Here is a 26,815-nt window from a genome sequence, read left to right on the forward strand (position 1 = left end):
ATTAAAGTTCCGCCGTCCGTCGTTGTCGCAGCAAGTCCGGTGAAACGATCCGGACTTCGACATCAAGGCAACGGAACCAAGGGAAAGGACGGACATCATGAAAAAGTTTCTGATCGGTACGGCGGCCATCGCGGTTGCCATGGCGGCGATCCCGGCTCAGGCGCAGATCCTGGGTGGCGGCGGTGGCCTTGGCGGCGGCTTGGGCGGCGGCCTCGGTGGTGGTCTGGGCGGCGCCGTAAGCCGTGGGCCTTCGCTCCCCGACCTGCCGAACAGCGTCGATCGCTCGGTGAACAGCTCCAGCTCGGGCACGCTGTCGACGCAGGGCGAGCGTCATGTCGATACGCGCAAGGGCCATGTCTCGGCCAGCCGCTCGGTCGATGGCTCGCTGACCGACAGCATCACCAGCACCTCGTCGACGGGCCCTACCGCCAACCTGACCGGCAATGCGCAGGGCTCGGCCAATGGCAGCGCCGATGCGCAGCTGATCGGCACCGATGCGGTGCGCTCGGCCACGAGCCAGGCCGTCGGCACGGCGCGCAACGACGCGGGGATCGCTCGGGACCGAGCGCTGACCACGACGACGGCGGCCAAGGATCGCGCGGTCAATACGGTCGGCACCGCGCGTGACCGGGCGCTCACGACCACCGCCGCCGCCAAGGATCGGGCGTTGACCACGGCGGGTACTGTTCGGGATCGGGCGACCAACACCGCTGGTGCCGTCCGCACCCGTGCCGGCACCGTGGCGGGCAACGCCGCGGCTAACGGCCAGGGAGCGCTGAACGGCGCGACCAGCTATGCCAATGGCGCCGCCACGGCGCAGGGCAACGGCTCGGCGAGCGGTGCGGCCAATGGCAGTGGCGCGCTCGGCATGTTGTCGCTCGCCGGCAATGGCAGCGCCAATGGCCAGGGCAACTTCGCGGTGATGCCGGGCATGCCCGTCACCGATGCCAAGGGCCATGTCATCGGCACGGTCCAGTCGGTCAGCAACAATGCCCGCGGCCGGGTTCAGCAGGTGCGGATGAAGGTTGGCGACAAGCTGGCGACGCTGCCCGCGTCCAACTTCTCGGGCAACGGCAATGTGCTGGTCTCGGCAATGGGCAAGGGCGAAGTGAAGCACGCCGCCAAGGCTGACAACGAGCCCACCAACACCAACCAGTAAGCTCGATCATCAACGCTGCGCCGGCTCCCCCAATTTGCCGGCCAGCCGCCCCCGGTGCTTGCCCTGGCACCGGGGGCTTTCCCCTATGCGCCCGAAATAGTGACATTTGCTCTGTCCAGCTGGATTGACAGCGCGCGGCAGTCGGGAAATGTTGGCGCACCGGGCGAGGGGGTTCAGCCGCGCCGATTTAATGGGGGATCCAGCATGGCCAGCGCCGCGCACTCACGCTCCAGCCGCACCGTTTTCGCGCTGCTCGCCAGTGCCGCGCTTCTCGCCGGCTGCGCGACCGACGGCGGCGCCAAGCCCAAGTCGGCGGCCGCCGCTCCGCCTGCCGCCAAGGGCCCCGGTGCCGGCAAGGGCTATAGCCACGATCCTTATCCCTCGACCTACCACCCCTATCCCGGCGTGCCGACGCTGATCACCAACGTCACCGTGTTCGATGGCGAAGGCGGGCGGATCGACGGCGGCCAGGTGCTGTTCGCCGATGGCAAGATCGTCGCGGTTGGTCAGCAGCTTTCCGCACCCGCTGGCGCCAAGGTGATCGACGGCACCGGCAAGACGGTGTCGCCCGGCGTCATCGATATCCACAGCCATTTGGGCGACTATCCCTCGCCCGCCGTCCAAGCCAATTCGGACGGCAATGAGGCGACCAGCCCCACCACGCCCGATGTGTGGGCCGAACACAGCGTCTGGCCGCAAGACCCCGGCTTCAGCCGCGCGCTGGCCAATGGTGGCGTGACGACGCTCGAAATCCTGCCCGGCTCGGCCAATCTGATGGGGGGGCGCTCGGTCGTCATCAAGAACGTCTATGCCCGCACCGAGCAGGGGATGAAATTCCCCGGCGCCAAATATGGGCTGAAAATGGCGTGCGGCGAGAATCCCAAGCGCGTTTATGGCAGCAAGGGTCGCGAGCCTTCCACCCGCATGGGCAATATCGCGGTCGATCGGCAAACCTGGGCACGCGCGGTCGAATATAAGCGCCGCTGGGACAAGTACGAGAATTCGGGCGGCGAGCCTCCGGCGCGTGACATCGGCATGGATACGCTGGCGGGCGTGCTATCGGGCGAAATCCTCGTCCAGAACCATTGCTACCGCGCCGATGAGATGGGCATCGTCCTCGATATGGCCAAGGAATTCGGCTACCATGTTTCGGCCTTCCACCACGCGGTCGAGGCCTACAAGATCGCCGATCTGCTGAAGGCCAACGGCACCTGCGCGGCAGTGTGGGCTGATTGGTGGGGCTTCAAGATGGAAGCCTATGACGCGATCAAGGAAAATCTCGCGCTGCTCACCAAGGCGGGCGCCTGCGCGATGATCCATTCCGACGACGAGAACGGCATTCAGCGCCTGAACCAGGAAGTCGCCAAGGCGCTCGCTGCTGGCCGCCGGGCGGGCATCGAGATATCGGACGCAGAGGCGTGGAAATGGCTGACGATCAATCCCGCCAAGGCGCTCGGCATCGATGACAAGACCGGCAGCCTGAAGCCCGGCAAGATGGCCGACGTCGTGCTGTGGAACGGCAACCCGTTCAGCGTCTATACCCGGCCCGACATGGTGTGGATCGATGGCGCGCTGATGTACGACGCGCATGACTCGGGGCGACGGCCCGTATCCGACTTTGAACTTGGCCAGCCCGGATCGGGAGACGTGAAGTGAAGCGCCTGGTCCTCCTCGCCGCCGCCCCGCTCGCGCTCGCCGCCGCCCCGGCAATAGCGCAGACGGTCGCGATCACCAATGCCAAGCTCGTCATCGGCGATGGGTCACCGCCGGTCGACGGCGGTACGGTCGTTGTCAAAGATGGTCGCGTCGCGGCTGCCGGCAAATCGGTAAAGGTGCCCGCCGGGGCCGAGGTAGTCGATGCCGGCGGGCGCTATGTCACCCCCGGCATCGTCGCCGGCTTCACGCGACTCGGCATCGTCGAGGTTGACGGTGTCGAGCAGACCAATGACACCAACGCGCGTAACAGCCCGTTCCACGCATCGATCGACATCGCGCCGGCGGTCAACCCGCTGTCGAGCTCGATACCGTTGAACCGCGCCGAAGGCATCACGCGCGCCATCGTCGCACCCGAAGCCGGCGGCTCGATCTGGGCCGGACAAGGCGCGGTGATCGACCTCGGCGCGGATCGCAACGCCGTCACCGTGCCGCGCGCGTTCCAGTTCATGGAATATGGTGAAACCGGCGCGCGCAATGCGGGCGGCAGCCGCGCGGCGGCGATCGTGGCGTTCAAGCAGGCGCTGCTCGAGGCGCGCGAGTTCGCTAAGCGCGGCGGCACCTGGCCCGATCAGGGGCGCGACGCGTTGCTTACCCGGGCTGACGCGGTCGCGCTCGAGCCCGTCGTCAATGGCCGCATGCCACTGCTCATCCATGTCGAGCGCGCCTCCGACATGCTGGCGCTGATCGCGATCCGGCGTGACATGCCGCAGCTGCGCATGGTGTTTGTGGGCGCTGCCGAAGGCTGGACGATCGCCAAGGATCTCGCTGCCGCGCACATTCCGGTGATCGCGTCCGCTCTTGGCGATTTGCCGGTGAGTTTCGAGCAGCTCGCCGCGACCGAAAGCAATGTCGGGCGAATGAAAGCGGCCGGCGTGCTGGTCGGCATCGGGACGATCAACGACAATGATGCGCGCCAAGCGCGGCTGGAAAAGCAATATGCCGGCAATCTCGTCGGTATCGGCCGCGTGCCGGGCGCGACGGGGCTGAGCTGGGACGAGGCGTTCGCCGCGATCACCTCCAAGCCGGCCGAAGCGATTGGCCTGGGCAATGATCTAGGCTCACTCAAGCCCGGCACACATGGTGACGTCGTCATCTGGGACGGCGACCCGCTCGAACTCGGCACCAGCGTCGCGGCGGTCTATATCGACGGCGTCAAGCAGCCGCTCCACACCCGCCAGGACGAGCTGTTGAAGCGCTACACCCAGCCGCAGGAAGGGGCGCTGCCCAAAGCCTACGAGCGGTAGGGGCACAAGTTTCCAACGCGCGGTCAGCGTTTTCGTGATAGACCAGAGCGACTGTCCGAAAAGCGAGTCTCGATCACCGTCGCCCATCGCCGGTGAGCCCGGGCGCGTGGCTCGCGATGGCTGGCCGGCGCCGCCTGCGCGCCTCGATATGGAGACGTGAAATGCCGATCCTCACCACACGCGACGGAACGCAGATCTATTATCGGGACTGGGGCAAGGGCCAGCCCGTGCTGTTCAGCCATGGCTGGCCGCTGACCGGCGATGCCTGGGACCCGCAGATGATGTTCCTGCGCGCCCATGGCTATCGCGTCATCGCGCATGACCGGCGCGGCAATGGCCGGTCGGATCAGCCCGATTTCGGCAACAACGTCGATAGCTGGGCCGATGACCTCGCCGACCTGATCACACATCTCGACCTCAACGATATCGTCCTCGTCGGCCACTCGACCGGCGGCGGCGAAGTCGCGCGCTATATCGGTCGGCACGGCACCAGCCGTGTCGCCAAGGTCGTGCTGCTCGATTCGATCGTGCCCCGGATGCTGCAGGCCCCGGACAACCCCGCCGGCGTGCCGATCGAGGCGATCGACCAGATCCGCGCCGGCACCGCCTCCAACCGGTCGCAATTCTTCCAGGACATCACGACGCCCTTTTTCAGCGCCAATCGTGACGGGTCGAAGGTAACGCAGGGCATGCGCGACTTGTTCTGGTATCTTGGCCTCCAGGGCAGCGTTCTCGCTGAATATGAAACCTCGTTCAGCTGGCAACTCGATTACACCGAAGACGCGCGCAAGATCGACGTGCCGACATTGGTCATCCATGGCGATGATGACCAGATCGTGCCGATCGACGCTGGCGGGCGCCGCGCGGCGGAAATCATCGCCAATGCCCGGTTGCTCGTCTATCCCGGCGGCAATCACGGCATCGCGATCACCGATCCCGATCGGGTGAACCAGGATCTGCTCGCCTTTATTCAGGAGCCTGCGTCGGCGGGGTCATAGACGCCCGCCGCCCAACCAGGCCATTGCCCCGGCGCGATCAAGGCGCCGCTTGCTTGTCATACCAGGCGAGCCAACGCTCCATCCGGTCCTTGAGGAAGCTTGGCCGGCGCAGGCCATGATGCTCGCCGGGGTAGATGATCAGGCCACTGCGGATGCCCCGGCTCGACAGCGCTTGATACATCTGCTCGGAATTGAGCAGCGGCACGTTGAAATCCTTGTCGCCCGCCATGAACAGCGTCGGCGTGACGATGCGCTCGTTATGGTAGAAGGGGTAGCTGTTCCGCAGCCACACATCCATGTGCTCCCAGGGGCGGCCAAGCTCGATCTCGTAATCGCGGATATATTGATCGGTGCCATAGCCGGCGAGGATGTTGGCGATGCTGGCGCCGGAAACCGCCGCCTTGAAGCGCGCGTCGCTGGCGATCAGGTAATTGGTCAGCATGCCGCCATAGGACCAGCCGCCCACATAAAGCCGCGCCGGATCGGCGATGCCCTTGGCGACCGCGTCATCGACGCCGGCGAGTGCGTCGGGCACCGCTGGCCCTCCCCAATCGGCATAGAGCGCCTTGGCATAATCCTGGCCGCGCCCAGTGCCGCCCCTCGGATTGGTCGAGACGACGGCGAAGCCATGGCCGGCGAAGATCTGCCAGATCGGACTGAAGCCAGCGTCGAACTGCGATTGCGGGCCGCCATGATTGTAGAGCACCGTCGGCAGCTTTTGCGCTGCCTTGCCGGGCGGCAGGATGAGGAAGCCATGGACTTCGGTGCCGTCCTTGGACTTGAAGCTGGTGCGGGTGACGGCGCCGAGGCTCACCGTTTTCAGCCACGCGTCATTCTGGTGCGAGAGCTGGCGGAGCGCGCCCTTGCCGTCAAACGCATAGATTTCGCCGGGGTGAGCAGGGTCGCTCATCACCACGGCAAGCGCATCGCCGCCCGCAGCGGTGGGGAAGGCGAAAACCCGAAAGCCGCTCGCGACATCGCGGATTGTGCCATCAGCGGCAGAGACTTCGGCGAGGCGCTCGGTCTCGTCATCCTCGACGATCACCCGGATCGCCTTGCCATCGCGCGTCCAGATCGGCTGCGACACGTTGCGATCGAGCGTCGGCGTCAGCACCCGGCGCGGGCCGCCCGCTGCCGGCACCACCGCCAGCTTGCGGACGCCATAGCCGATCAGCTCGACCGGGCCGCCTTCGAGGTACGCGATCAATTTGCCGTCGGGCGACCAGGCCGGATAGCTGTTCCACCCCTCGGCATTGTCCTCGCCGGCATAGCTGGTCAGCGTGCGCGGCTCGGTGGGATTGGCAGCGACGGCGACGACGAACAGGTTGCTGTCGTAATTGCGGTCGGGATCAGCCGTGCGGTTGGAGGTGAAGGCGATCGTTTTGCCATCGGGCGACCAGGCCGGCAGCGCCTCGTCATAATCGCCGGTCGTGAGCCGTCGCGCGGTTTTGGTGGCGAGGTCGTAGAGCCACAGCCGGCTGTGCTGCTTGCCGAGATAGCCAACCGCGTCGCTCTTGAACTGGAAGCGATCGATCACGATCGGCTTGGGGCGCTTGTCGTCGGGTTTGGCGGCGTCTTCCGGCGCCTTCACGTCGCCGGGTTTCGCTTCGGCGGGCTTGGGATCGCCGGGCTTCGCCTCGGGCGCGGCGGGCTTCCCCTCAGGCTCGGGATCAGTGACGATCAGCGCGAGGGTGCGCGAATCGGGCGACCAGGCAATATCCTCGACCGAGCCCTTGATGCCGGGAAGCTTCATCCCCTCGCCGCCGGCCCGATCGAGCAGCCACACCGCGCCATCGCCACCCTTGTCGTCGGCGCCGTCCTTGCGGCCCGAGATAAAGGCGAGCCATTGCCCATCCGGGCTGAAGCGCGGCGACGATTCGCTCTCGCCCTTGCGGCTGGTGACCTGCACCGTGCGGCTGCCATCCCAGCGCGTCATCCAGATATGCGAAAAGCTCTTGTCGGCTGCCGCATCGGTCTCGCGCACGGCATAGGCGACCCATTGCCCGGCCGGATCGACCGCCGGTGCGCCGACCGTGCGGAGCTTGTCGAGATCAGCAGGCGTCATCGGGTGCGGCGCGGGCGCGGCGGCGACAAGCATGGACGTGGCGGCAAGCAAGGCAAGGCGCATGAAATCCCCCAAATTGACCGGCGCGGCCCGATGACCAGTGCCGCTCCGAGCCCAAGACTGCGAGGATTTGAGATGCCGCGCAAGCCGGTCTCGCCGGGGTATTGCCCGACCGACCTTGACTTTTTGCGTCGCAGCATGCATTTGCACCGCTATCGAGGCTGTTCGCAGCGTGATCTGGCGCCCCAAGCGCCTGGCTCTGGCCTCGGCCGTTTATCGACTTTGCTTCCCACATCACGCGGGGCGCGATCCTAGCCCCCGCCGCCGCCCTGGTTTTGCATCGTGCAACCGGGATCGCTGGCATTTGAGAGTTATTTCAATGTCATTCGACAATCTTGGACTCACCGAGTCCCTCCGCCGCGCTTTGGCGGAAAAGAATTATACCACCGCCACCCCGATCCAGGAGCAGGCGATCCCCGTACTGCTCGAAGGCGGCGATTTGCTCGGCATTGCCCAGACCGGCACCGGCAAGACGGCGGCATTCATGCTGCCCTCGATCCAGCTGCTCGTCGCTGCCAATCTTCGCCCGCGCCCTCACACCTGCCGCATGCTGGTGCTGGCGCCGACGCGCGAACTGGCCAGCCAGATCGCCGAGAGCGCGCGCGTCTATGGTCGCTACAGCCGCTTGTCGGTCGGCACGGTGTTCGGCGGCGTTTCGATCGGCAAGGACCGGCAGACGCTGAGCCGCGGCCTCGACATTCTCGTCGCGACGCCGGGCCGGCTGCTCGACCTGATCGATCAGTGCCTGCTGAGCCTGAAAGAGCTGGAAATCCTGGTGCTCGACGAAGCCGACCAGATGCTCGACCTCGGTTTCATCCACGCGCTGCGCCGCATCCACTCGCTGGTGCCGGCCAACCGCCAGAGCCTGTTCTTCTCGGCAACGATGCCCAAGGCGATCCGCGAGCTGGCCAATCAGTTCCTCACCGATCCAGTCACCGTCAGCGTCACGCCGGTCGCCAGCACGGCCGAGCGCGTCGACCAGTCGGTGATGTTCGTCCAGCAGGCCGAAAAGCAGGCGCTGCTGACGATGATGATCCAGGACCTGCCGATCGAGCGCGCACTGGTCTTCACCCGCACCAAGCACGGCGCCGACCGCGTTGTGAAGCTGCTGGGTGGCAACGGCATCCGCGCCAATGCGATCCATGGCAACAAGAGCCAGGTGCAGCGCGAGCGCGCGCTGGGCGACTTCAAGTCGGGCCGCGTCAAGATTCTGGTCGCGACCGACATCGCCGCGCGCGGCATCGACGTGTCGGGCGTGAGCCATGTGTTCAACTTCGAGCTGCCCAATGTGCCCGAGCAATATGTCCATCGCATCGGCCGCACCGCGCGCGCCGGGGCGAGCGGCGAGGCGATCGCCTTCTGCGCCGATGACGAGCGTAGCTATCTGCGCGACATCGAGAAGCTGACGCGGCAGAAAGTGCCGGTGGTGCCGCTGCCCGAGGGCTTCCTGGCACGTGCCGGTGCGATCAAGAGCCAGCGGGTGCGCGAAATGGGCGCCGACCCGGTCGATCGCCCGCGTCGCGACATTGGCAACAACCGCGCTCCGGCACGACCGCGCGCAACGCACCACGCCCGACCGACCGATGGCCGCGGCTATCGCGGCGGCGACGACCGCCAGGCCATGTCAGCCGACGCTCGGCCTTATCGCCAGGGCGAGCCGCGCCAGGGTGAGGCACGGCAGGGGGAAGCACGGCACGGCGACCAGCGCGCGCTGCGGCCGAACGATCGCCAGCCCCGCACCGATCGCCCTTATGGCGACCGCCCGCGCACGGACCGCCCGCATGGTGACCGGCTGCGTGATGATCGGCCCCGCGCCGATCGCCCCCGCACCGACCGTCCCCAAGGCGACCGCCCCTATGGTGACCGTCCGCGCGCTGATCGCCCGCAGGGTGATCGTCAGGAGCGCCCAGGCCAGACCGGGCATCGCCCGGCCGGCAACGGCCATCAGCCCGGCGGCAATCGCGGCCCGCAACGTGGCGGTAACGGCGGCGGTCGCGGTCGCTCCGGCCCGCGCGCTTTCGCCGGCTAACGGACCAAGCTCAGCCCTCTCTTGCGAAAGCGGGAGGGGGCTAGCTTTGAAACCTCAGCCACTCGCCCGACTCGGCACGCGTCGTGCGCAGCCGATTGGCCGGGTCCGCCTTGTCCTCGAGCCCGATCGCCATCCCGCAGAACAGCATGCGCTCGGGCGGGATCGGCACATGCGCAGCGACTGTCTCCGGATACATTGCCCAGCATTCCTGCGCGCAGGTCGCGAGCCCGGCCTCGACCGCCAGCAGCATCACATTCTGCAAATACATGCCCAGATCCGCCCATTGCGGCGGGCCCATGGCGCGATCGACGGTGCAGAACAGTGCGGCAGGCGCGCCGAAAAAGGCGAAGTTGCGCGCGAACCATAGCCGCCGCCCGGCCTTGTTCTCGCGCGGGATGCCGAGCTCGCCATAAAGCGCCTCGCCCACCGCGAACCGGCGATCGGTGTAAGGCGCCGACAACTCGCGCGGATAAATGTCATAAGCCGGCGTCTCGCGGTGGCCGGCCATCAGCTTGGCGGCAATATCGGCCTTGAGTCGAGCGAGCGCGTCGCCCGTCAGCACATCGATATGCCAGGGCTGGAGATTGCCGCCCGTCGCCGCGCGCGCCGCCTTGGTGACGATATCGCGCAGCACCACCGAATCGACCGGATCGGGCAGGAACCCGCGCACCGATCGCCTTGCCGCTACGGCATCCGAGACATTCATGCCGATCCCCGTTTTTCGATTTCGCGGTATGTGCCGCCACTCTTGCTCACCCGCCGGCTTTGCGCAACAACGCCGCGCAAATCGAACCGAGATGGAGAGTCGGGCATGGCAGAGGCATATATCGTCGACGCGGTTCGCACCGCAGGCGGCAAGCGCAACGGCAAGCTGGCCGGGTGGCACCCGGTCGACATGGCGGCGAGCGTTCTGGACGCGATCGTCGCGCGCACCGGGATCGACGGCGCGGCGGTTGATGACGTCGTCATGGGCTGCGTGATGCAGGGCGGCCAACAGGCCGGTCAAGTCGGCCGCAATGCCGTGCTCGCCGCGAAGAACCTGCCCGACAGCGTGCCCGCCGTCTCGATCGACCGGCAGTGCGGCTCGTCACAGCAATCGATGCAGTTCGCTGCGCAAGCGGTGATGTCGGGCACGCAGGACGTGGTGATTGCCGCCGGCGTCGAGAGCATGACGCGGGTGCCGATGGGCTCGACCGCGATGCTGTTCATGAAGGAAGGGCTGGGCAACTATAAGTCCCCCCGCCTCGACGAGAAATATCCCGGCATCATGTTCAGCCAGTTCATGGGCGCGGAGATGATCGCCAAGAAGCATGGCTTCAACCGCGAGCAGCTCGACGCCTTCGCCTATGAAAGCCACCGTCGCGCCGCCGCGGCGACCCAGGCAGGCGCCTTTGCCAACGAAATCGTCGCGCTCGATATCGAGACGCCCGATGGGAGCGAAAGTCACCATACCGACGAGGGCATCCGCTTCGACGCGACGCTGGAGGGAATTTCCTCGGTCAAGCTGCTGCAGGAAGGCGGGGTGATCTCGGCCGCCAATGCCAGCCAGATTTGCGATGGTGCCAGCGCGGTGATGATCGTGAGCGAAGAGGCGCTGAAGCGCTACAACCTCACGCCGCGCGCCCGCATCGTCAATCTGACGGTGACCGGCGGCGATCCGGTGATCATGCTCGAAGAGCCGCTGTTCGCGACCGACAAGGCCCTCGCCCGCGCTGGCCTGAAGATCGACGATATCGACCTTTATGAAGTGAACGAAGCGTTCGCGCCGGTGCCGATGGCGTGGATGAAGCACACCGGCGGCAGCCATGATCGCCTCAACGTCAACGGCGGCGCGATCGCGCTCGGCCACCCACTCGGCGCCTCGGGCACCAAGCTGATGGCGACGTTGCTCAACGCGCTTGAAGCGCGCGGCGGCAAGTACGGCCTGCAGACGATGTGCGAAGGCGGTGGCATCGCCAACGTGACGATCATCGAACGGGTTTGAGCTTTCGACCGTCACCGTCGTCCCGGCGAAAGCTGGGACCGCGTGGTTATAGAATCCTACATTCGCCGGCGACCCGATCACGCGCTGGGGTGACGGCATAGATTTCGAGAGGGCGTTTTCATGATCATCGATTCCACCACTGCCGCCGTCGTCACTGGCGGCGCCTCGGGCCTCGGTGCCGCCACCGCGCGCGCGCTCGCTGCGAAGGGCGCCAAGGTCGCGATCTTCGACCTGCAGGCGGATAAGGGCGAAGCGCTCGCGGCCGAGATTGGCGGCATCTTTTGCGAAGTGAACGTGACGAGCGATGAATCGGTCGATGCCGGCTTCGCCAAGGCGCGCGCCGCGCACGGGCAGGAGCGCATTCTGGTCGCTTGCGCCGGCACCGGCAATGCAATGAAAACCGCCAGCCGATCGAAGGAAGACGGCAGCATCAAGCATTTCAGCCTGGAAGCGTTCAACTGGCTGATCCAGATCAACTTGGTCGGCACCTTCCGCTGCGTGGCGAAATCCGCCGCCGGCATGCTCACGCTCGACCCGCTGCAAGATGGCGAGCGCGGCGCGATGGTGATGACCGCATCGGTCGCCGCCGAGGACGGCCAGATCGGCCAGGCGGCTTACTCTGCCTCAAAAGGCGGCGTGGTCGGCATGACGCTCCCCATCGCGCGCGACCTGATGGGCGAAGGCATCCGCATCAACACCATCCTGCCCGGCATTTTCAACACGCCGCTGATGCAGGGCGCGCCGCAGCAAGTGAAGGATGCGCTCGCCGCCTCGGTGCCCTTCCCCAAGCGGCTCGGCAATCCGGAGGAATATGCCCAGCTGGCGCTCACCATGATCGAGTGCGGCTATTTCAACGGCGAGGATGTGCGGCTGGACGGCGCGATCCGCATGGCGCCGCGCTGACATGTGGGGTACCTAGCGAGCGGCGCACCACCCTCACGGACAGGTGAGTAGGCACATGAGAATCCTGCACTGCATTCCGAGTGTTGATGCAGCAGGCGGTGGGCCGATCGAAAGCATCTTCCGGTTACACGCAGTCAGCCGTCCGTGGGGAGTCGAGCACGAGATCGTGTCGCTCGATCACCGAGACGACCCGTGGGTATCAGCGGCGCCCATCCCGATATATGCCCTGGGCGACCGCAGGTTGAACGCCGAATGGTGGCGGGCGCCGGCAAACCGGTACCGCTACACGGCAGGATATGTCGATTGGCTCGCGCAAAACCTGAGTAGGTACGATACCGTTATCGTTCACGGGCTATGGACCTATTCCTCGAGTGGCGCGAGCCAGGTTTTGCCCAAGGTTAAAACGCCCTATTTCCTGATGCCGCATGGGATGATGGATCCGTGGTTTGGCAAGCGCTATCCCCATAAGCATGTCGTAAAGCAGCTGCTGTGGTTTGTTGCCGAGGGACGGCTGGCGAGCAAAGCGCGGAGCCTTCTCTTCACTGCAGAAACCGAAAGAGCACTCGCGGGCCAAGCCTTCTTGGGTCATCGGTACCGGGAGAAAGTCATCAAGTTCGGCACCGCAATGCCGCCGGCTGAGGCAGAAAATGAGCGGCTGGTCCTCGAGCAGTTGATCCCCGGCCTTGGGCCCTCTCCTTTTATCGTATTTCTTGGAAGGATTCACGAAAAGAAGGGCTGTGATATTCTCATTGAGGCGTTTGCGCGGGCGATCCCGGCCGATAACCCCCTCAAACTCGTGATTGCCGGACCCAGTGGCGGAAATCTTCAGGGCGAATTGCAGCGGCTCGCCGCACAACTGGGCCTCGCAGACCGCGTCTTTTTCCCGGGCCCGCTGTTCGATACGATGAAGTGGGCTGCACTACGTCAGGCAGAGGCGTTCGCCCTGCCGTCCCATCAGGAGAATTTCGGCATCGCCGTCGCAGAAGCGTTGGGATGTGGCACGCCGGTATTGATCAGTAATCGGGTGAATATCTATCGAGAGATCCAGGATAGCGGCGGGGGGCTTGTTGCCAATGACAACATCTCTGATTTCACCGATCTATTGCGGCAATGGTTGCAGTTAAGTCCGCAGGAAAAAATGGAGTTCAGACACCGAGCCCTAAATACCTTCAAGACTCATTTCGATATCGAGATTACGGGGCATCAATTTATTGATTACCTGCGGCACGAGGTCACTGCATCAAAGGCACAGCGCTCTTAATGGCTGGTGGACGACCATCTGCTCCACTGTCTTTTTCGACCATCAAGATGGCGAGCATTGTAAGGATAAGCTGCAAACTAAACCGTTCTGCCAGTATCCCCTCAAACAGACTCGCCGCGAATGAACATGCGATCATCCCTAGCCAGAGCGGCATCGTCGGCGAATTCATTAGATTCGAATATTGGGATTTCAATAACATTCGTAGATAGATAAATCCCCAACCAACTGGGAATAGGAAGCCATATTTAGCCCATCCTCGGAGAAAACTGTTTTCGCTGTTGCTGGTTTCGACACCATCGCCGAAAAATGGACTTGATTGGATTTCTCGCCACATATTCAACCAAACAATGTCTCTGTCCTCATAATGCAAGCCTCTTTCGAAACCCGAGAATATATCCGGGTTATAGATAAAGGCGATGTAGATCAATAAGACGGCCACTGAGCCAAAATACGCCATCAATATCATTGAGCCCGGCGACGGTTTCGACTTCAACCAAACGATGAATGCTCCAACGAAGGCGGCAACTAATCCTGTACGAGAGCCGCACATCACGATGATGTACATTGTCGCCGCAATGAGCACAGAGCGAGCGATCACTCGGCTGCGTCGAATTATGAGGTAGGTCTGAAGGCAGATTATGAATGCTAGCTGGACGGCAAGAAAGTTTGGGTGTGCGGTATCCCCATAGAAACGATTGACATAATCGTTTGTGCCATAGCCAGATAGTAAGAGTAGGATATTTTGGACTAAATATACGATTGAACATACGTCGAGTATCGCCAGGATTGAGATCGAGGTGGATTTATATCCATATCGAGATATGGAAGAAGCAACTGCTAGCCACAGTGATATCGTAACCAATAGCGTAGGAAGGGTCGCGATAGCCAAGTCAATGTCTATAAAAAATAGCCTGATGACGGCGAGCGTCTGCAACGTGATCAATATGATCAGTACGGGGTCGGCTAGGCTACTCGGGCGAACGTTACGGACGACGGATAGGAAAAATAGGATTATAGCCAACAAGCCAAATATGATACTATAGCTTTGGACGTATAAAACATAATCCGGTAGGGTAGTTGCCCCTCCATCTATTAGTTCGTCGATTGTCCGCGGCTTAAAAGCTGCGGACATGAAGAGTGCGACCAAGCCCCACTTTAACAGCGCCGAATTTTGAGAGAATCGCAACCGCGCGGGTCGCACCTCAGCCGGTGGTGCCCCTACCTCATTGATGGTGTCCAGCGCAGGGGAGGTGCTCATATTGCCCTTTCCAACGTAGACGCGCTTGACGGCACCGAGATATACCAAGCGCCGATGAGGAAGCACCCCGCTCTGGAAGTTTGGCATAATATATTGTGGTCAAGCTACAAGGGGGCAGTTTTTTCCTCCATGTACCAAGAAGCGACGCGGCGCGGCTGGTCGGTCGATGTCATCCAGGTAGCGGAATCCGAAGGCCAGCGCGTCGGCCTCGGCAAGGTCGACCTGTCCTACCATCGCTACCCTTATGAGCTGCTGTATCGCGGATCGCTGGACCACGTGCCGTTGCTCGCATCGCTGGTGACGCATTTCCGCCGCGGATGGGCATCCCGGGCCGATTTCGTGATCGTGCAGGGCTATGCCGAGCTACGCAACTGGGCGCAGCTGGCGGGGCTGATATTGGGGGGGACGCCGCGCGGAGTGTTCTGCGATTCCACGCTCAACGAAAGCTCGGCAAACCCGCTCATCAGGCTGGCGAAACGACTATTTTTCAGCCGGTGCGATCTGATCTTCTGCTATGGTGAGCGGGCCAGCGACATGGCGGCCCATTTCGGTGCCCGGCCGAACCAGATCGTCCGGCGCTGCCAGAGCGCCGCGCTCCCGCACGGTTATGATCCGACCGCCGTGCCGCGACAGCGCGCAGCGGCGCGACCAGCCGCGCCCCGCTTCCTTTATGTCGGGCGTCTTGCGGCCGAGAAGAACTTGTTCCGGTTGATCGAGGCGTTTGCGCTCGCGCGTCGCGATCTCGACACCGCTGAGCTTCGCGTCGTGGGCAACGGGCCGCTGAGGGACGAACTCATCGCGCACGCCGAAAAGATGGGAGTCGCATCCTCCGTGCACTTTCTGGGCGGGATGGCGATGGACGCCATCAGCGCCGAATATCTGGCAGCAACGGCGCTGATCCTGCCGAGCCTGCGCGAGCCCTGGGGACTGGTTGTCAACGAGGCGTTGGCGTTCGGCTGTCCTGTTGTGGTCAGCGATCTTTGTGGGTGTGTGCCGGAACTTGTGCTACCGCGCGTCTCCGGGGTGGTGTTCGACCCCCATGATGTGCCCGGCCTTGCCGCCCGGCTCGTGGAGGTGGAGAAGAATTATGGCGCCCCGGAGCTGGTCGAACGCCGGCTCGAGCTGATCGGCAATTATACGCCCGACGCCGCCGCGACCGAAATCCTGGACGGCGTTGCGACTTATCTGAACGGCCAACGCTAAATCGGAAACCGCCACAATCGTGAACCGATCATGTTGAAACGGAGGATCCTGGCCGGCGTGGTCGCGGCATCTGCGGCGCAGCTGGTCCCCATTGTCGTCCAGCTGTTGCTGGTCCCCGTGCTGATCGGCCATTGGGGCGTCGCCAAATATGGCCTGTGGCTGCTGCTGTTCACCATCCCCTCCTATCTCGCGATCAGCGACGCCGGGGTGGGCAAGGCCGCCCTTTCCGACCTGATGGTCCGGATCGCCAAAGGTGACATTGCCGGCACCCAAAGGACGTTCCATTCGGTCATCGCCACGGTCGCCGGCTTGGTGCTGGTGATCGCTGGCGTGCTCTTAATCGGCCTGTTTCTGGTGCCGGACAGCGCGCTCCCCAGCGCGGGCGTTACCGCCGCCGAGGTGCGGCTGGCGGTCCTGCTGGTCACGGCCTATGGCGCAGCCGCGCTGGCCCATGCGCTGCTCGCCTGCGGCTTCCAGCCTGCCGGTCATTTCGCGACCCAGGCCTGGTCATGGGCAGCGGCGAGCCTGTTCGAAGGCGTCGCCGCCCTGTCCGCGGCGATCAGTGGCGTCGACATCGTCGGGTTGGCGCTAACCTATCTGCTGTGCCGGTCGATCAGCTTTGCCGGCTCCGCCTGGATCATGCAGCGGCTGGCGCCCTGGGCAACGCTAACGCTCGCCGGGGCCAATATCGCCGATGTCCGCCGGCTCCTGGCGCCCGCGACAGCCAATCTGGCGGTACCGCTGGGCAATGCTGTGATCCTGCAAGGAACCGCGCTGGCGCTGGGCCTTGGCGCCGGACCGGCGGCAGTGCCGGCATTTTCGGTGGCGCGGACACTCGCGCGCTTGTCCACCCAGGCGACATGGACCGTCGGCCGAGCGGTCACGCCCGAATTTGCGCTGGCGCAAGCGCAGGGCAATAGCGCGCTGGGGGCACGGTTGTTCGGGTTGATCGTGGTCTGGGGGCTTGTCGTCGGCATCCCCTATTCGGCGGCATTTTTCCTGCTCGGTGACAAGGTGATCGGCTGGTGGACGCATGGCACGGTCGTGCCCGGGGGGCTGATGCTGGCGCTGATGGCGGTCTCGATCCTTGGCAGCAATTTGTGGAACCCCGTCGGCGACTTGCTGGTGGTGACGAATCGCCAGAAAGTCCTGAGCCTGTCGCTGCTCATCCTGAGCGCGCTCGGCGTCGCGACGAGTTATTTGCTGAGCCCGCTGATCGGCAGCGCCGCCGGCGCGCTTGGTCTGGCGCTGGTCGACGCAGGCATGGCGATGACGCTCGGGCTGTTCGTGCTCCATTCCATCTTCACGCCCCGGCAACTTGGCGGCGCGATCGAGAGCTTGTGGCGCGAGAGTCAGGCCATGCCGCGCCGGCTGGCGCAATTCGGCCGGCGCGCGCCGTAGCTCGACCGGAAGGCGCGCGTGCCGTGATAGGGCATGGGATCAGCAGGCCGCCAACAATTAAGGTCGCAGCAACGCTCCGAAGCCCCTACATTAGGGCGTCCACACCCCAAAGCCCGCAGGCACGACATGAGCATGTTCGATCGGATTAGCGATTTGGCCAAGACCGAATGGGGTCAGGCCTCGAGGCTCGCTCAGGAGACCTATCAGCAGCATATGGGGACGCATGGCCATACCGGCCGGGCCATCGTGGAGACTGTGGCGGCGGTGTGCCGCAATCACCCCAATCTGGTCGGCATCGGCGCGGGGTTTCTCGTCGAACGTCTGCTGGTTCATGAAAAGCACGTCTATGACGCGCATGCCGCCAACGGCGAGCACGCGGCAGAGCCAAGCGCGCCGACCGGGATGAGCTTCGAGTCGGTCGAAACCGCTGCTCAGAAGCAACTCGACAATGCGCACATGAAGATGATGAAGCTGCGACCGTTCAAGGTTGCGCTCGAGGTGTTCGGCGCGCTCGTTCTGCTCAAGATCGCCGCGCGCAGCGCCCGCTTCTTCCGGCACAAGCACCAGAATGAGGTGTGGTTCGCGCCGGCCGCGCGGTTGCGGCTGATCAGCAGCGCGATCGCAACCTTCCAGCTGATTCGCGCGATCAAATCGCGCCGCGCCAGCGCGCTGCGCAACGCATCGATTGCCTATTTCAGCACGCGCGCGCTGCAGCCCATGCTGAAATATTCGCGCTCGATGCAGGGCAAGACCGGCGCGCCAGCGGCAACCGCCATCGAGAACGACGGGGCAGTGGCACCTGCCACACCCCTGCCGGCAGCCGAGGTGCCTGGGGAATCCGCGCCCGCCATATTGCCCGCCATCGCCGTTCCGCCGGCTGGCAACGGCACTCAGCCTTCGCTACACTGACCGCTACCGGACAATTCCCCGACTGGACGATCGCTCGCCGTACTTGGCGGGCCAATCGATCACAGAAATCGGGAAACATCATTTTGCCGTAGCATGGCGCGCGTATAGGCGGCGATCAAACCCACGTAGGAGATGGTCACGATGGACATGAAAACCAGCAAGCCGGAGGGCGGATGCCCGTTCCACGGCGAAACGCGTTCGCTGCTCGGCCGCACCAATCGCGATTGGTGGCCCAATGCGCTGCCGGTCGATATTCTCCATCAAGGCGGCGTGTCGCCCGACCCGATGGGCCCGGACTATGATTATGCCGAAGCGTTCAAGGCGCTCGACTATAACGCGCTGAAGGCCGACCTCACCGCGCTGATGACCGACAGCCAGCCCTGGTGGCCGGCCGATTACGGGCATTACGGCCCCTTCTTCATCCGTATGGCGTGGCACGCCGCCGGCACCTATCGCACCGCGGACGGTCGCGGTGGCGCGAACAGCGGCCAGCAGCGCTTTGCCCCGCTCAATTCGTGGCCGGACAATGGCAATCTCGACAAGGCGCGCCGCCTGTTGTGGCCGATCAAGCAGAAATACGGCAAGCACATCAGCTGGGCTGACTTGTTCATCCTGGCCGGCAATGTCGCGATCGAGTCGATGGGCGGTCCGGTGTTCGGTTTCGGCGGCGGCCGCCCCGACGTGTTCGAGCCCGAGCGGGACATCTATTGGGGCGAGGAAGACCTTTGGGTCAACGAAGGCGCCAAGACGCGCATCCGCCCCGAGGACCAGGCCGATCTCGAAAATCCGCTCGCCGCGATTCAGATGGGGCTGATCTACGTCAATCCCGAAGGCCCGGGCGGCAATCCCGATCCGCTGCAATCGGCACGCGACATGAAGGTCACCTTCGAGCGCATGGCGATGAACCATGAAGAGACGGTGGCGCTCACCGCCGGCGGCCACACCTTCGGCAAGGCGCATGGCGCGGGCGATGCGAGCCTGGTCGGCGTTGCGCCGGAAGGCGGCAGCATCGCGGCGCAAGGCTTTGGCTGGCTGAGCACGCACGGTACCGGCGTGGGCGGTGACGCCATCACCAGCGGCATCGAAGGATCGTGGGTCAATACGCCGACGAGCTGGTCGGAGAATTATTTCCGGCTGCTGCTCGATTATGAATATGAGCTGGTCCGCTCGCCCGCCGGCGCGCAGCAGTGGCAGCCGATCAACCAGAAGCCCGAGGACATGGCGCCCGCCGCGCATGATCCGTCGAAGCGCGTGCCGACGATGATGACCACGGCTGACATGGCGCTGAAGGTCGATCCGGAATTCCGGGTGATTTCGGAGAAGTTCCGCAACGATCACGAAGCGTTCAAGGACGCATTCGCGCGCGCCTGGTTCAAGCTCACCCACCGCGACATGGGCCCCAAGCAGCGTTACCTCGGACCCGAAGTACCGGCCGAAGACCTGATCTGGCAGGATCCGGTGCCCGCCGGCACGGTGCCGACCGAAGGCGCGGTTGCCGCGTTCAAGCAGGAGATCCTTGGCTCGGGCCTCACCATTGGCGAGCTGGTCAAGGCGGCCTGGGCGTCGGCTTCGACTTATCGCAAGTCGGATTTCCGCGGCGGCACCAACGGTGCGCGCGTGCGGCTGGCACCGCAAAAGGACTGGGCAGTCAACGAGCCTGCCGAGCTGGCGCGCGTGCTCGCCAAGATCGACGAGCTGCGTGGTGACTTGTCGATCGCCGATGCAATCGTGCTCGCCGGCACGGCTGCGGTCGAGAAAGCCGCAAAGGACGCTGGCTTCGATATTGCCGTGCCTTTCTCCGGCGGTCGCGGTGACGCGACGCAGGAATGGACCGATGTCGAGAGCTTCGAGGTGATGGAGCCGGCTGCCGATGGCTTCCGCAATTACCTGCGCGCCAAGCATTCGGTGCGGACCGAGGAGCTGCTGGTCGACCGCGCCTCGCTGCTCGGCTTGTCGGCACCCGAAATGACCGTTCTGCTCGGCGGCTTGCGCGTGCTCGGCGCCAATTATGGCGGCCATCCGCATGGCGTGTTCACCAAGCGTGTCGGCACGCTCACCAACGACTTCTTCGTCAACCTGCTCGACAACAACACCTTCTGGGAAGCGGTTGACGCGGACGAGGAAGAATTTGTCGGCCATGATCGCGCGACCAAGAGCGAGAAGTGGCGGGCAACGCGTGCCGATCTGATCTTCGGCTCGGACAGCCAGCTCCGCGCCACTGCCGAGGTCTATGCCGAGCGCGGCAATGAAGAGAAGTTCGCCCGCGATTTCGTCGCGGCGTGGACCAAGGTGATGAACGCCGGCCGGTTCGATCTGGCGTAACGGGAGCCGATCGCCGGGCGATCGTTTTTCCGGCTGACATAACAAGGGGGGGCGACGCCAGCTGCGTCGCCCCCCCTATTTGCGCGTGGGGTTCCTTATCCCCCACTGATATTTACGGCGCCGACAATTCAGCGCGCCATCATTTCGCCAGCTGTCACCCCTCGCCAAATAACCCTGTCCTACACCAAGACCCTAGGCATATAGCCGAGCGAACATTTCAAGAACATCGCGAGGCATTGGATGAGTGCTATTGTGGAGTCGCCGGGCAGCTACTCGGTTGCGCAGGTCGCCTTGGCATATGGATCGGTAGGAGCACAGGCCGTTGCGGTCGATGCGACGCACCCGTTGCCCGTGAGCGCAACGTCAATGCCATTACCGGCGGGCGCTGCCACTGACGCCAAGCTTGAGACGATCCGCACGCTCCTCGCCGGGGTGCTATCGGTCAACGCGCAGGCGCTGCCGCTGCCGACCGGCGCCGCGAGCGAGGCGAAAGCCGAAGCGATCCGTGCGCTGTTGGCCGGCACCGTGGCCGTCAGCGCCGCATCGCTTCCGCTTCCCGCCGGGGCTGCCACCGACGCAAAGCTGGAAACCATCCGCGCACTCCTTGCGGGAACGCTGGGCATTTCAGCGGCGTCGCTGCCGCTCCCTGCCGGCGCCGCGACGGACGCGAAATCGGAAGCCATCCGGGCACTGCTGGCGGGAACCCTGGCTGTCAGCGCTGCATCGTTGCCCTTGCCGAGCGGTGCTGCGACCGATGCCAAGGTGGAGGCCGTGCGCGCCCTGCTCGCCGGCACGCTGGCCGTGCAAACCGCTTATGCCGCCCCTGCCTCGTGGAACGGCGCATCGTTTGACGGCCGCGCTTATTCGGGGCTGGAATTCCAGGTGATCGGCACCCCGTCGACCGCCTACACCCCGCAGCGCAGCCTTGATGGCAGCACCTGGGCGAGCGTCACGGTGTTCGACCAGAATGGCGCAAGCGTCACGTCGATCACCGCCGCCGGGCTCTACACGATCAAAGGGCGCGGCTATGCCCGCTTGAACGGTGGCGCCGGCTCGACCCTCTATATCGCGGGAGAGCAGTGATGGGCTTTAATTCAGCCGCTCTCGCCGCGCAGGCAAAAGCCAACAGCAACGCCGCCATTCTTGCCGCGCAACCCCGCAATGCTTTCGGCGCCTTGTCACGCGCATCGGTTCGTCCCGTTGATCTGGTGCTGATCGGTGACAGCACGCAGATGATCGATGGTTATGGCTGGTGGGGCGCGCTCACCAACGCCTATGGCGCGAAATACACCATCTGGGCGACGGCGCTTTATCCGGCCCAAAGCAGCGGCAACGCCTATGCCACCGGCGGCTATATCTCCGCGCTGGTGACCGGGACAACCGGCGCGACATCGGGCGCGGACTCGTCGTTCGACAGCCTCGGCTTGCCCGATACCAATTACCTCTACACCGCCAGCGGCGACATGGGTGGGAGCAACGGCGTCATCGTCAATAATGCCGGCGGTTTCGACATCACCGGCAATCTCAAACATCATATCTGGCACGGTAGCTTTACCACCGGCAGCGGCGCGCTGACGCCGGGGGTACGACTGGAGGGATCGCCCTACTCCATCCTGGCGACGGGCAGCACGGTATCCACCAACACCGGCGCGTTCGGCGAGATCGAGACGACGCTCTCGCTAGCGGCGGGGTCGCGCGCCGCCACGCAGCTTGGGTTCAAGACGCGCGTGCCCGGTGGCACCGCAAGCGTTGGCCCAACGCTGATCCTGGCGCAGCGCGTCGAGAATCTGTCGGCCGAGGCCGGCATCTCGATCCACAGCTTCTACGGCGTCGCGGGCAAATCGGCGCTCGATATGGCGAATTGGGCCAAGGGCAATGTTTCCTCGGGCACCATTACCGGCACGATCAACCTGTCGAAGCTGATGTGGGGGTTCGGCAAGCTGCGTGCGATGCAGATCGCGCGCGGTCACCGCCCGATCATCGTGGTGCGCATCTGCACCGGCTTGAACGACCGCAATATCGCCACCGGCACCGCATCCGCAGGCTGGCGCGCGACGACGCCGGGCAACGGCCCGAACGCCTATGCCGACAATATCGACGCGATCATCAATCGCCTTGAGACTGGCTGGCGCACCAATGGCTGGGACTTGAGCGAGCTGTTCTTCCTGATCGTGCCGAGTTACCCGGTCGCAAGCGTCGACGACATGGCGTCGTATCGCGCGGCGGCGAAGAACGGGGCCAATCGCCAGAATGTGAGCTGGGTCGATTACAGCGCGCTCACCAGCTATGCGGAAATCACTGCCAATGGCTGGCTGAAAAGCGATGGCATTCACGCGAACGGAACCGGCTTCGACAATCTCGCGCCGCGCGAAGTCGCACTGATCCCGGCATTCGCGGCGTAACGCTGGCCTGGAGAACATGATCGCGGCGATGGCGCACGGCAACGCGCTCGCCCAACCGGGCGCTACGGCAGTGGCAGCATCGGGAAGTTAGCGGCTAAATCTCGTCGATCAGCTCGGCGAGCGTATCGAGGCAAGCGTTCGCCAGCCGGCGGCAGCGCGCCGGTGACCAGCCATGGTCGGCATCCGGGTTCGGCGCATGGTCCTTGAACGGCATTTCCAGCGTCATCGCGACCGCGCCATAGCGTTCGGCAAGCTGGTTGGTCGACATCGCCAGATTGGCCTTGCCCGGCGCGGCTTTCTCATAGCCCCGCTCGGTCTGAAAATCGGCGGTGTTGGCGGCGAGCCGCGCTTCGAACGCGGCATATTTGGCGCCGAGCGCTTCGGTCCAGCTCGGAATGCCATCAAACCCGGCGATGAAATTGGCGGGGATCGCTTCGTCGCCATGCACATCCACCGCGAAAGCCACGCCGGTTGCGTCCATGGCGTTGCGCACGCACAGCACTTCGGGGCTGCGCTCGGCCGTGGGGTCGTGCCATTCGCGGTTGAGGTTCACGCCGGCGGCATTGGTGCGCAAATGGCCGCGCGCGCTGCCATCGGGGTTCATGTTGGGGACGATGTGGAAGATCGCCTTGGCGCGCAATGCCTGCGCCGTGGGATCTGCAGGGTCGGCAAGCTTCGCGAGCGCGCCTTCCATCCACCATTCGGCCATCGTCTCGCCGGGGTGCTGGCGTGCGTACAGCCAGACGGGCTTGGGGCCATCGCCGATCTTCAGACAGTCGATCGCGCGGCCATCAAGCGACCGGCCAAGCTCGCGATAGCCGACGCCCGGCATCGATGCATGGCGCGCGATCAGATCGGCATGCCGCTCCATCGAATAGGGCGCGAAATAGGCGAACCATACAAGATCGTGGTCGGGGGTATGGCGGATTTCCAGCACCCCATCGGCATAGCTGGTGTCCGCCAGCCGCCAATCCTGCCGGTCAGCCGAAACACGCGCCCGGTAACCCGGCCACCCGCCCGGATAGGCCGCGCCCGCCGCGTTGGTAATGCGCAACACCAGTGGCTGGCCTTTCGCCCCGGCAACCCGAAAGTGGAACCACTGGTAGAAATCCGACGCGTGATCCTTGACGATCTCGAGCTCGGCAGCCGGCCCGTTCTGGCTCAGAACACGGATGTTACCACTATCGAAAGCGGCGGAGATGCTGATCGTCATTTGACGCTGATAGTGCGACCCGACTGGCCCGGAAAGTCCTTGAACAAGGCGCGCGCCAATTTCTCGCTCTCTTCCGTCGGCTGGACGAACTTGCCCTGCTCGACCAAGGCATGGCTGGCGCGGCCTTCCCACACGACCGTGCCGGTCGGCGTCGCTTCGGCGATGCGCGCGGCAAGTTCGGTCGTCAACTTTGCCCGCGGCTGGCGCTTGCCAACGCCGAATTCGACCGATCCGCCCAACCCGACGCCGCCGCCACGCCCGCCACTGACGCCGCCACCGCCCAGGCCGATCGAGAAGGGCGGTTCGGCCGGTGGCAGCTCGACGCGCTCGGTATGGACGCTCACGACGACGCGGTAACGCGCCGTGGCGGGATCATCGACGCGGGTAAAGCCATTGGCGACGAGCGCGGCGGCCACGGCATCGACATAGGTCTTCGCCTCGAGCTCCTGCGCCGGGCTGGCATCGGGCGCGATCGTGACCGCCACCGGCCCCGGCACGATCGCCTGCGGCAGATGGAAGCGGGTGACGCGGATCGGCGTCGCGGCGGCGAGGGGGCCGGATGCAGCCAGTGCCAGGCCGGCGATCAAAAGGGCGCGGGGGAATGTCACTGCTCGTCTCCTAGGCGTAAAACGTCGAACCCCCAGCATGGTTCTGCCAAACGCAGCGCGCTGAGGCAATCGCCGCCATCTTGACTTGCGCGGCCTCCGCCTATACCGGGCAGCGCTTTCCGCAATTGCTCAAAAAATCAGAGAAGCGAATCGATCATGAAGATCCGCAATAGCTTGAAGTCGCTGAAGGACCGCCATCGCGACAACCGCGTCATCCGCCGTCGCGGTCGCACTTACGTGATCAACAAGACCAACCGCCGCTTCAAGGCGCGCCAGGGCTGATCATTTCCGCCCGGCCGTGTCGGGCACTCAATCAATATTGCAGCGATCGAACGGTAGCGTCGCTCATTCCGATGGGGATGAGCGGTGGGTTCGCCCTCGCCTGACCCTCCCCTGTCCTACGCCGCGGGTCCCTGTCACCCTCTCCCGATGGCGCGCGTCCTGCCCCGTTCCGTCACCCTCCGCCCCGGCAGCCACCAGCAGAGGAGGGCAACAAAGGGGGGACGTAGTGTAAACTTCGTCAACTTCGGTGGCGCCACGCCGCCGGCGACTCGGCCCGGATCGGACCCGCCGGGTGTTGACGTTTCAGCCGCCATAGCCCTTCAGTTCATCGCCAACGATGCGCACCACGTGCAGCACGTTGGTCGAGCCCGGCGTGCGGAACGGCACGCCTGCCATCACGATCACCCGGTCGCCCGCCTTGGCGATATTGTGCCGCAGCGCCATGCGCTTGGCCTTGGCAACCATTTCCTCGAACGATTCGACGTCCTTGGTGTGGACGGCATGCGTGCCCCAGAGAATGCCGAGCCGCCGCGCCGTCTCCAGCTTCGGGGTCAGCACCAGGATCGGCACCGATGGCCGCTCACGCGCGATGCGCCGCGCGGTCGAGCCCGAGGTGGTGTAGCAGATGATCGCCGCTGCGGAGACGGTGTGAGCGATGTTCTTGGCCGCTTCCGACAGCGCGTCCGCCGTGGTCGGATCGGGCCGGGTAATCGTGAAATGGACGCGGTCGCCATGCATCGGGTCGCGCTCGACCGCCTCGCCGATGGCGTTCATCATCGCGACCGATTCGACGGGCCACGCGCCCGCTGCGCTTTCCGCCGACAGCATGATCGCGTCGGCGCCATCGTAAACCGCCGTCGCGACATCGGAGACTTCGGCACGCGTCGGCGTGGGCGCGGTGATCATGGATTCGAGCATTTGCGTCGCGACCACCACCGGCTTGCCCTGGCGCCGCGCGGTCTCGACGATGCGCTTCTGCAGCGGCGGCACCGATTGTGGCGGCAGCTCCACGCCCAAATCGCCGCGCGCAACCATCACCGCGTCGCATTGCTCGACGATTTCCTCGAGCCGGTCGATCGCGGACGGCTTCTCGATCTTGGCGAGCAGCGCCGCACGTCCCTGGATCAGCCGCCGCGCCTCGGCCAGATCTTCGGGCCGCTGGACAAAGCTCAGCGCGATCCAGTCGACCTTCTGGTCGAGCGCGAACGCGAGATCGCTGCGGTCCTTGTCGGTCAACGCCGCCATCGGCACGACGACATCGGGCACGTTCAGCCCCTTGTTGTTGCTGAGCGGCCCGCCGACTTCGATCCGCGTGACGATCCGCGCATCATCATGCGCCGTCACCCGCAGCACCAGCTTGCCATCGTCGAGCAGCAGTCGCGCGCCGGGCGCGATCGCCGCGAAAATCTCCTTGTGCGGCAGCTCCACCCGCGTCGCGTCGCCCGGCGCCCGGTCGCGGTCGAGCGTGAAAGTCGCGCCGGTTTCCAGCACCACCTTGCCGTCGGCAAAGCGACCGACGCGCAATTTGGGGCCTTGCAGATCGGCCAGAATCGTCGTCGGCCGACCGATTTTCTTCTCCAGCCCCCGGATCGCCTCGATCAGCGCCACCTTTGCCGCCTGGTCGCCATGGCTCATGTTGAGGCGAAAGGCATCGGCCCCGGCCGCGAACAACCGCTCGATCATCTCGGGTGTGCTGCTCGCCGGGCCCAGCGTCGCAAGCACGCGCACCTTGCGCGAACGGGGGCTGATGGCCTTGGACATGCGCGCGTGATTCCCCTGATGGGTGTTGCCGAACGGG

At 64.6% G+C, this 26,815-nt stretch carries 21 protein-coding genes; 15 read left to right on the forward strand and 6 right to left on the reverse strand.

Annotated elements, in window-relative coordinates; translation table 11 throughout:
- Window positions 1–97 precede the first annotated feature (97 nt).
- The 4 genes from ACLB0R_RS07370 (at window position 98) to ACLB0R_RS07385 (ending at window position 5,117) form a co-directional block, all read left to right on the forward strand.
- Window positions 98–1,159: a hypothetical protein gene (locus tag ACLB0R_RS07370; RefSeq protein WP_416642621.1), complete on the forward strand. Its 1,062-nt coding sequence runs from the start codon at window positions 98–100 to the stop codon at window positions 1,157–1,159.
- Window positions 1,160–1,363: 204 nt separating this feature from the next.
- Window positions 1,364–2,815 carry an amidohydrolase gene (locus ACLB0R_RS07375; RefSeq protein WP_416642622.1) on the forward strand — a complete coding sequence of 484 codons (1,452 nt, stop codon included), beginning with the start codon at window positions 1,364–1,366 and terminating at the stop codon, window positions 2,813–2,815.
- Window positions 2,812–4,119 (forward strand): amidohydrolase family protein, encoded by a 1,308-nt coding sequence (locus tag ACLB0R_RS07380; RefSeq protein ID WP_416642623.1) that lies wholly within the window; start codon window positions 2,812–2,814, stop codon window positions 4,117–4,119. The genes ACLB0R_RS07375 and ACLB0R_RS07380 overlap by 4 nt, the downstream gene beginning before the upstream one ends.
- A 161-nt stretch (window positions 4,120–4,280) precedes the next feature.
- Window positions 4,281–5,117 (forward strand): alpha/beta fold hydrolase, encoded by an 837-nt coding sequence (locus ACLB0R_RS07385; protein ID WP_416642624.1) that lies wholly within the window; start codon window positions 4,281–4,283, stop codon window positions 5,115–5,117.
- Window positions 5,118–5,154: 37 nt separating this feature from the next.
- On the opposite strand, the gene ACLB0R_RS07390 is transcribed toward ACLB0R_RS07385, so the two are convergent.
- Window positions 5,155–7,215, reverse strand: a complete 2,061-nt coding sequence (locus tag ACLB0R_RS07390) for a S9 family peptidase (protein ID WP_434953806.1) — start codon at window positions 7,213–7,215, stop codon at window positions 5,155–5,157.
- Between the two features lie 346 nt (window positions 7,216–7,561).
- On the opposite strand from ACLB0R_RS07390, the gene ACLB0R_RS07395 reads away from it, so the two are divergent.
- Window positions 7,562–9,271 carry a DEAD/DEAH box helicase gene (locus ACLB0R_RS07395; RefSeq protein WP_416642626.1) on the forward strand — a complete coding sequence of 570 codons (1,710 nt, stop codon included), beginning with the start codon at window positions 7,562–7,564 and terminating at the stop codon, window positions 9,269–9,271.
- Window positions 9,272–9,311: 40 nt separating this feature from the next.
- Here ACLB0R_RS07395 and ACLB0R_RS07400 read toward each other — a convergent pair whose 3' ends face one another.
- Complete coding sequence (locus tag ACLB0R_RS07400; RefSeq protein WP_416642627.1) at window positions 9,312–9,977, reverse strand: nitroreductase; 666 nt, start codon at window positions 9,975–9,977, stop codon at window positions 9,312–9,314.
- 105 nt (window positions 9,978–10,082) lie between these two features.
- Between ACLB0R_RS07400 and ACLB0R_RS07405 the strand changes: the two genes are divergently transcribed.
- From ACLB0R_RS07405 to ACLB0R_RS07415, 3 genes are all read left to right on the forward strand, one after another.
- Window positions 10,083–11,255, forward strand: a complete 1,173-nt coding sequence (locus tag ACLB0R_RS07405) for an acetyl-CoA C-acetyltransferase (RefSeq protein WP_416642628.1) — start codon at window positions 10,083–10,085, stop codon at window positions 11,253–11,255.
- A gap of 120 nt (window positions 11,256–11,375) precedes the next feature.
- Window positions 11,376–12,158, forward strand: a complete 783-nt coding sequence (locus ACLB0R_RS07410) for an SDR family NAD(P)-dependent oxidoreductase (RefSeq protein ID WP_416642629.1) — start codon at window positions 11,376–11,378, stop codon at window positions 12,156–12,158.
- 55 nt (window positions 12,159–12,213) lie between these two features.
- On the forward strand, window positions 12,214–13,419 hold the full coding sequence (locus ACLB0R_RS07415; protein WP_416642630.1) for a glycosyltransferase: 1,206 nt from the start codon (window positions 12,214–12,216) through the stop codon (window positions 13,417–13,419).
- Here the strand turns inward: ACLB0R_RS07415 and ACLB0R_RS07420 are convergent.
- Entirely contained in the window at window positions 13,391–13,984 is a 594-nt protein-coding gene (locus ACLB0R_RS07420) for a hypothetical protein (RefSeq protein ID WP_416642631.1), read from the reverse strand. The genes ACLB0R_RS07415 and ACLB0R_RS07420 overlap by 29 nt on opposite strands.
- Before the next feature lie 822 nt (window positions 13,985–14,806).
- On the opposite strand from ACLB0R_RS07420, the gene ACLB0R_RS07425 reads away from it, so the two are divergent.
- The 6 genes from ACLB0R_RS07425 to ACLB0R_RS07450 all read left to right on the forward strand — a co-directional run bounded on the left by ACLB0R_RS07425 (window position 14,807) and on the right by ACLB0R_RS07450 (window position 22,914).
- Complete coding sequence (locus ACLB0R_RS07425; RefSeq protein WP_416642632.1) at window positions 14,807–15,880, forward strand: glycosyltransferase; 1,074 nt, start codon at window positions 14,807–14,809, stop codon at window positions 15,878–15,880.
- Window positions 15,881–15,910: 30 nt separating this feature from the next.
- Window positions 15,911–17,281 (forward strand): lipopolysaccharide biosynthesis protein, encoded by a 1,371-nt coding sequence (locus tag ACLB0R_RS07430; protein WP_416642633.1) that lies wholly within the window; start codon window positions 15,911–15,913, stop codon window positions 17,279–17,281.
- 126 nt (window positions 17,282–17,407) lie between these two features.
- Window positions 17,408–18,190, forward strand: coding sequence for a hypothetical protein (locus tag ACLB0R_RS07435; RefSeq protein WP_416642634.1), 783 nt, complete (start codon window positions 17,408–17,410; stop codon window positions 18,188–18,190).
- Window positions 18,191–18,331: 141 nt separating this feature from the next.
- Window positions 18,332–20,512, forward strand: a complete 2,181-nt coding sequence (katG, locus tag ACLB0R_RS07440) for a catalase/peroxidase HPI (protein ID WP_416642635.1) — start codon at window positions 18,332–18,334, stop codon at window positions 20,510–20,512.
- Window positions 20,513–20,752: 240 nt separating this feature from the next.
- A complete protein-coding gene (locus tag ACLB0R_RS07445; protein ID WP_434953807.1) occupies window positions 20,753–21,595 on the forward strand; it encodes a hypothetical protein in 843 nt (280 codons plus the stop codon).
- Window positions 21,595–22,914: a hypothetical protein gene (locus tag ACLB0R_RS07450; protein ID WP_416642637.1), complete on the forward strand. Its 1,320-nt coding sequence runs from the start codon at window positions 21,595–21,597 to the stop codon at window positions 22,912–22,914. The genes ACLB0R_RS07445 and ACLB0R_RS07450 overlap by 1 nt, the downstream gene beginning before the upstream one ends.
- Before the next feature lie 94 nt (window positions 22,915–23,008).
- On the opposite strand, the gene ACLB0R_RS07455 is transcribed toward ACLB0R_RS07450, so the two are convergent.
- Window positions 23,009–24,127, reverse strand: a complete 1,119-nt coding sequence (locus ACLB0R_RS07455) for a M14 family metallopeptidase (protein ID WP_416642638.1) — start codon at window positions 24,125–24,127, stop codon at window positions 23,009–23,011.
- Window positions 24,124–24,735, reverse strand: a complete 612-nt coding sequence (locus tag ACLB0R_RS07460; protein ID WP_416642639.1) for a DUF4136 domain-containing protein — start codon at window positions 24,733–24,735, stop codon at window positions 24,124–24,126. The genes ACLB0R_RS07455 and ACLB0R_RS07460 overlap by 4 nt, the downstream gene beginning before the upstream one ends.
- A gap of 156 nt (window positions 24,736–24,891) precedes the next feature.
- Here ACLB0R_RS07460 and ykgO point away from each other — a divergent pair, with 156 nt between their 5' ends.
- Window positions 24,892–25,017 (forward strand): type B 50S ribosomal protein L36, encoded by a 126-nt coding sequence (gene ykgO, locus ACLB0R_RS07465; protein ID WP_003046794.1) that lies wholly within the window; start codon window positions 24,892–24,894, stop codon window positions 25,015–25,017.
- 303 nt (window positions 25,018–25,320) lie between these two features.
- On the opposite strand, the gene pyk is transcribed toward ykgO, so the two are convergent.
- On the reverse strand, window positions 25,321–26,778 hold the full coding sequence (pyk, locus tag ACLB0R_RS07470; protein WP_416642640.1) for a pyruvate kinase: 1,458 nt from the start codon (window positions 26,776–26,778) through the stop codon (window positions 25,321–25,323).
- Window positions 26,779–26,815 lie beyond the last annotated feature (37 nt).

It is taken from the genome of Sphingomonas sp. GlSt437 (assembly GCF_048015635.2).
Taxonomy (GTDB): Bacteria; Pseudomonadota; Alphaproteobacteria; order Sphingomonadales; family Sphingomonadaceae; genus Sphingomonas.

What these genes read in the sequence shown, in the direction of transcription:
- ACLB0R_RS07420 (WP_416642631.1), bottom strand. Translation starts at nt 13,984, where the DNA reads ATGTACATCATCGTGATGTGCGGCTCTCGTACAGGATTAGTTGCCGCC.
- ACLB0R_RS07410 (WP_416642629.1), top strand. Translation starts at nt 11,376, where the DNA reads ATGATCATCGATTCCACCACTGCCGCCGTCGTCACTGGCGGCGCCTCG.
- ACLB0R_RS07400 (WP_416642627.1), bottom strand. Translation starts at nt 9,977, where the DNA reads ATGAATGTCTCGGATGCCGTAGCGGCAAGGCGATCGGTGCGCGGGTTC.
- ACLB0R_RS07385 (WP_416642624.1), top strand. Translation starts at nt 4,281, where the DNA reads ATGCCGATCCTCACCACACGCGACGGAACGCAGATCTATTATCGGGAC.
- ykgO (WP_003046794.1), top strand. Translation starts at nt 24,892, where the DNA reads ATGAAGATCCGCAATAGCTTGAAGTCGCTGAAGGACCGCCATCGCGAC.
- ACLB0R_RS07415 (WP_416642630.1), top strand. Translation starts at nt 12,214, where the DNA reads ATGAGAATCCTGCACTGCATTCCGAGTGTTGATGCAGCAGGCGGTGGG.
- ACLB0R_RS07395 (WP_416642626.1), top strand. Translation starts at nt 7,562, where the DNA reads ATGTCATTCGACAATCTTGGACTCACCGAGTCCCTCCGCCGCGCTTTG.
- ACLB0R_RS07445 (WP_434953807.1), top strand. Translation starts at nt 20,753, where the DNA reads ATGAGTGCTATTGTGGAGTCGCCGGGCAGCTACTCGGTTGCGCAGGTC.
- ACLB0R_RS07370 (WP_416642621.1), top strand. Translation starts at nt 98, where the DNA reads ATGAAAAAGTTTCTGATCGGTACGGCGGCCATCGCGGTTGCCATGGCG.
- ACLB0R_RS07430 (WP_416642633.1), top strand. Translation starts at nt 15,911, where the DNA reads ATGTTGAAACGGAGGATCCTGGCCGGCGTGGTCGCGGCATCTGCGGCG.
- ACLB0R_RS07375 (WP_416642622.1), top strand. Translation starts at nt 1,364, where the DNA reads ATGGCCAGCGCCGCGCACTCACGCTCCAGCCGCACCGTTTTCGCGCTG.
- ACLB0R_RS07405 (WP_416642628.1), top strand. Translation starts at nt 10,083, where the DNA reads ATGGCAGAGGCATATATCGTCGACGCGGTTCGCACCGCAGGCGGCAAG.
- ACLB0R_RS07435 (WP_416642634.1), top strand. Translation starts at nt 17,408, where the DNA reads ATGAGCATGTTCGATCGGATTAGCGATTTGGCCAAGACCGAATGGGGT.
- pyk (WP_416642640.1), bottom strand. Translation starts at nt 26,778, where the DNA reads ATGTCCAAGGCCATCAGCCCCCGTTCGCGCAAGGTGCGCGTGCTTGCG.
- ACLB0R_RS07455 (WP_416642638.1), bottom strand. Translation starts at nt 24,127, where the DNA reads ATGACGATCAGCATCTCCGCCGCTTTCGATAGTGGTAACATCCGTGTT.
- ACLB0R_RS07425 (WP_416642632.1), top strand. Translation starts at nt 14,807, where the DNA reads ATGTACCAAGAAGCGACGCGGCGCGGCTGGTCGGTCGATGTCATCCAG.
- katG (WP_416642635.1), top strand. Translation starts at nt 18,332, where the DNA reads ATGGACATGAAAACCAGCAAGCCGGAGGGCGGATGCCCGTTCCACGGC.
- ACLB0R_RS07390 (WP_434953806.1), bottom strand. Translation starts at nt 7,215, where the DNA reads ATGCTTGTCGCCGCCGCGCCCGCGCCGCACCCGATGACGCCTGCTGAT.
- ACLB0R_RS07450 (WP_416642637.1), top strand. Translation starts at nt 21,595, where the DNA reads ATGGGCTTTAATTCAGCCGCTCTCGCCGCGCAGGCAAAAGCCAACAGC.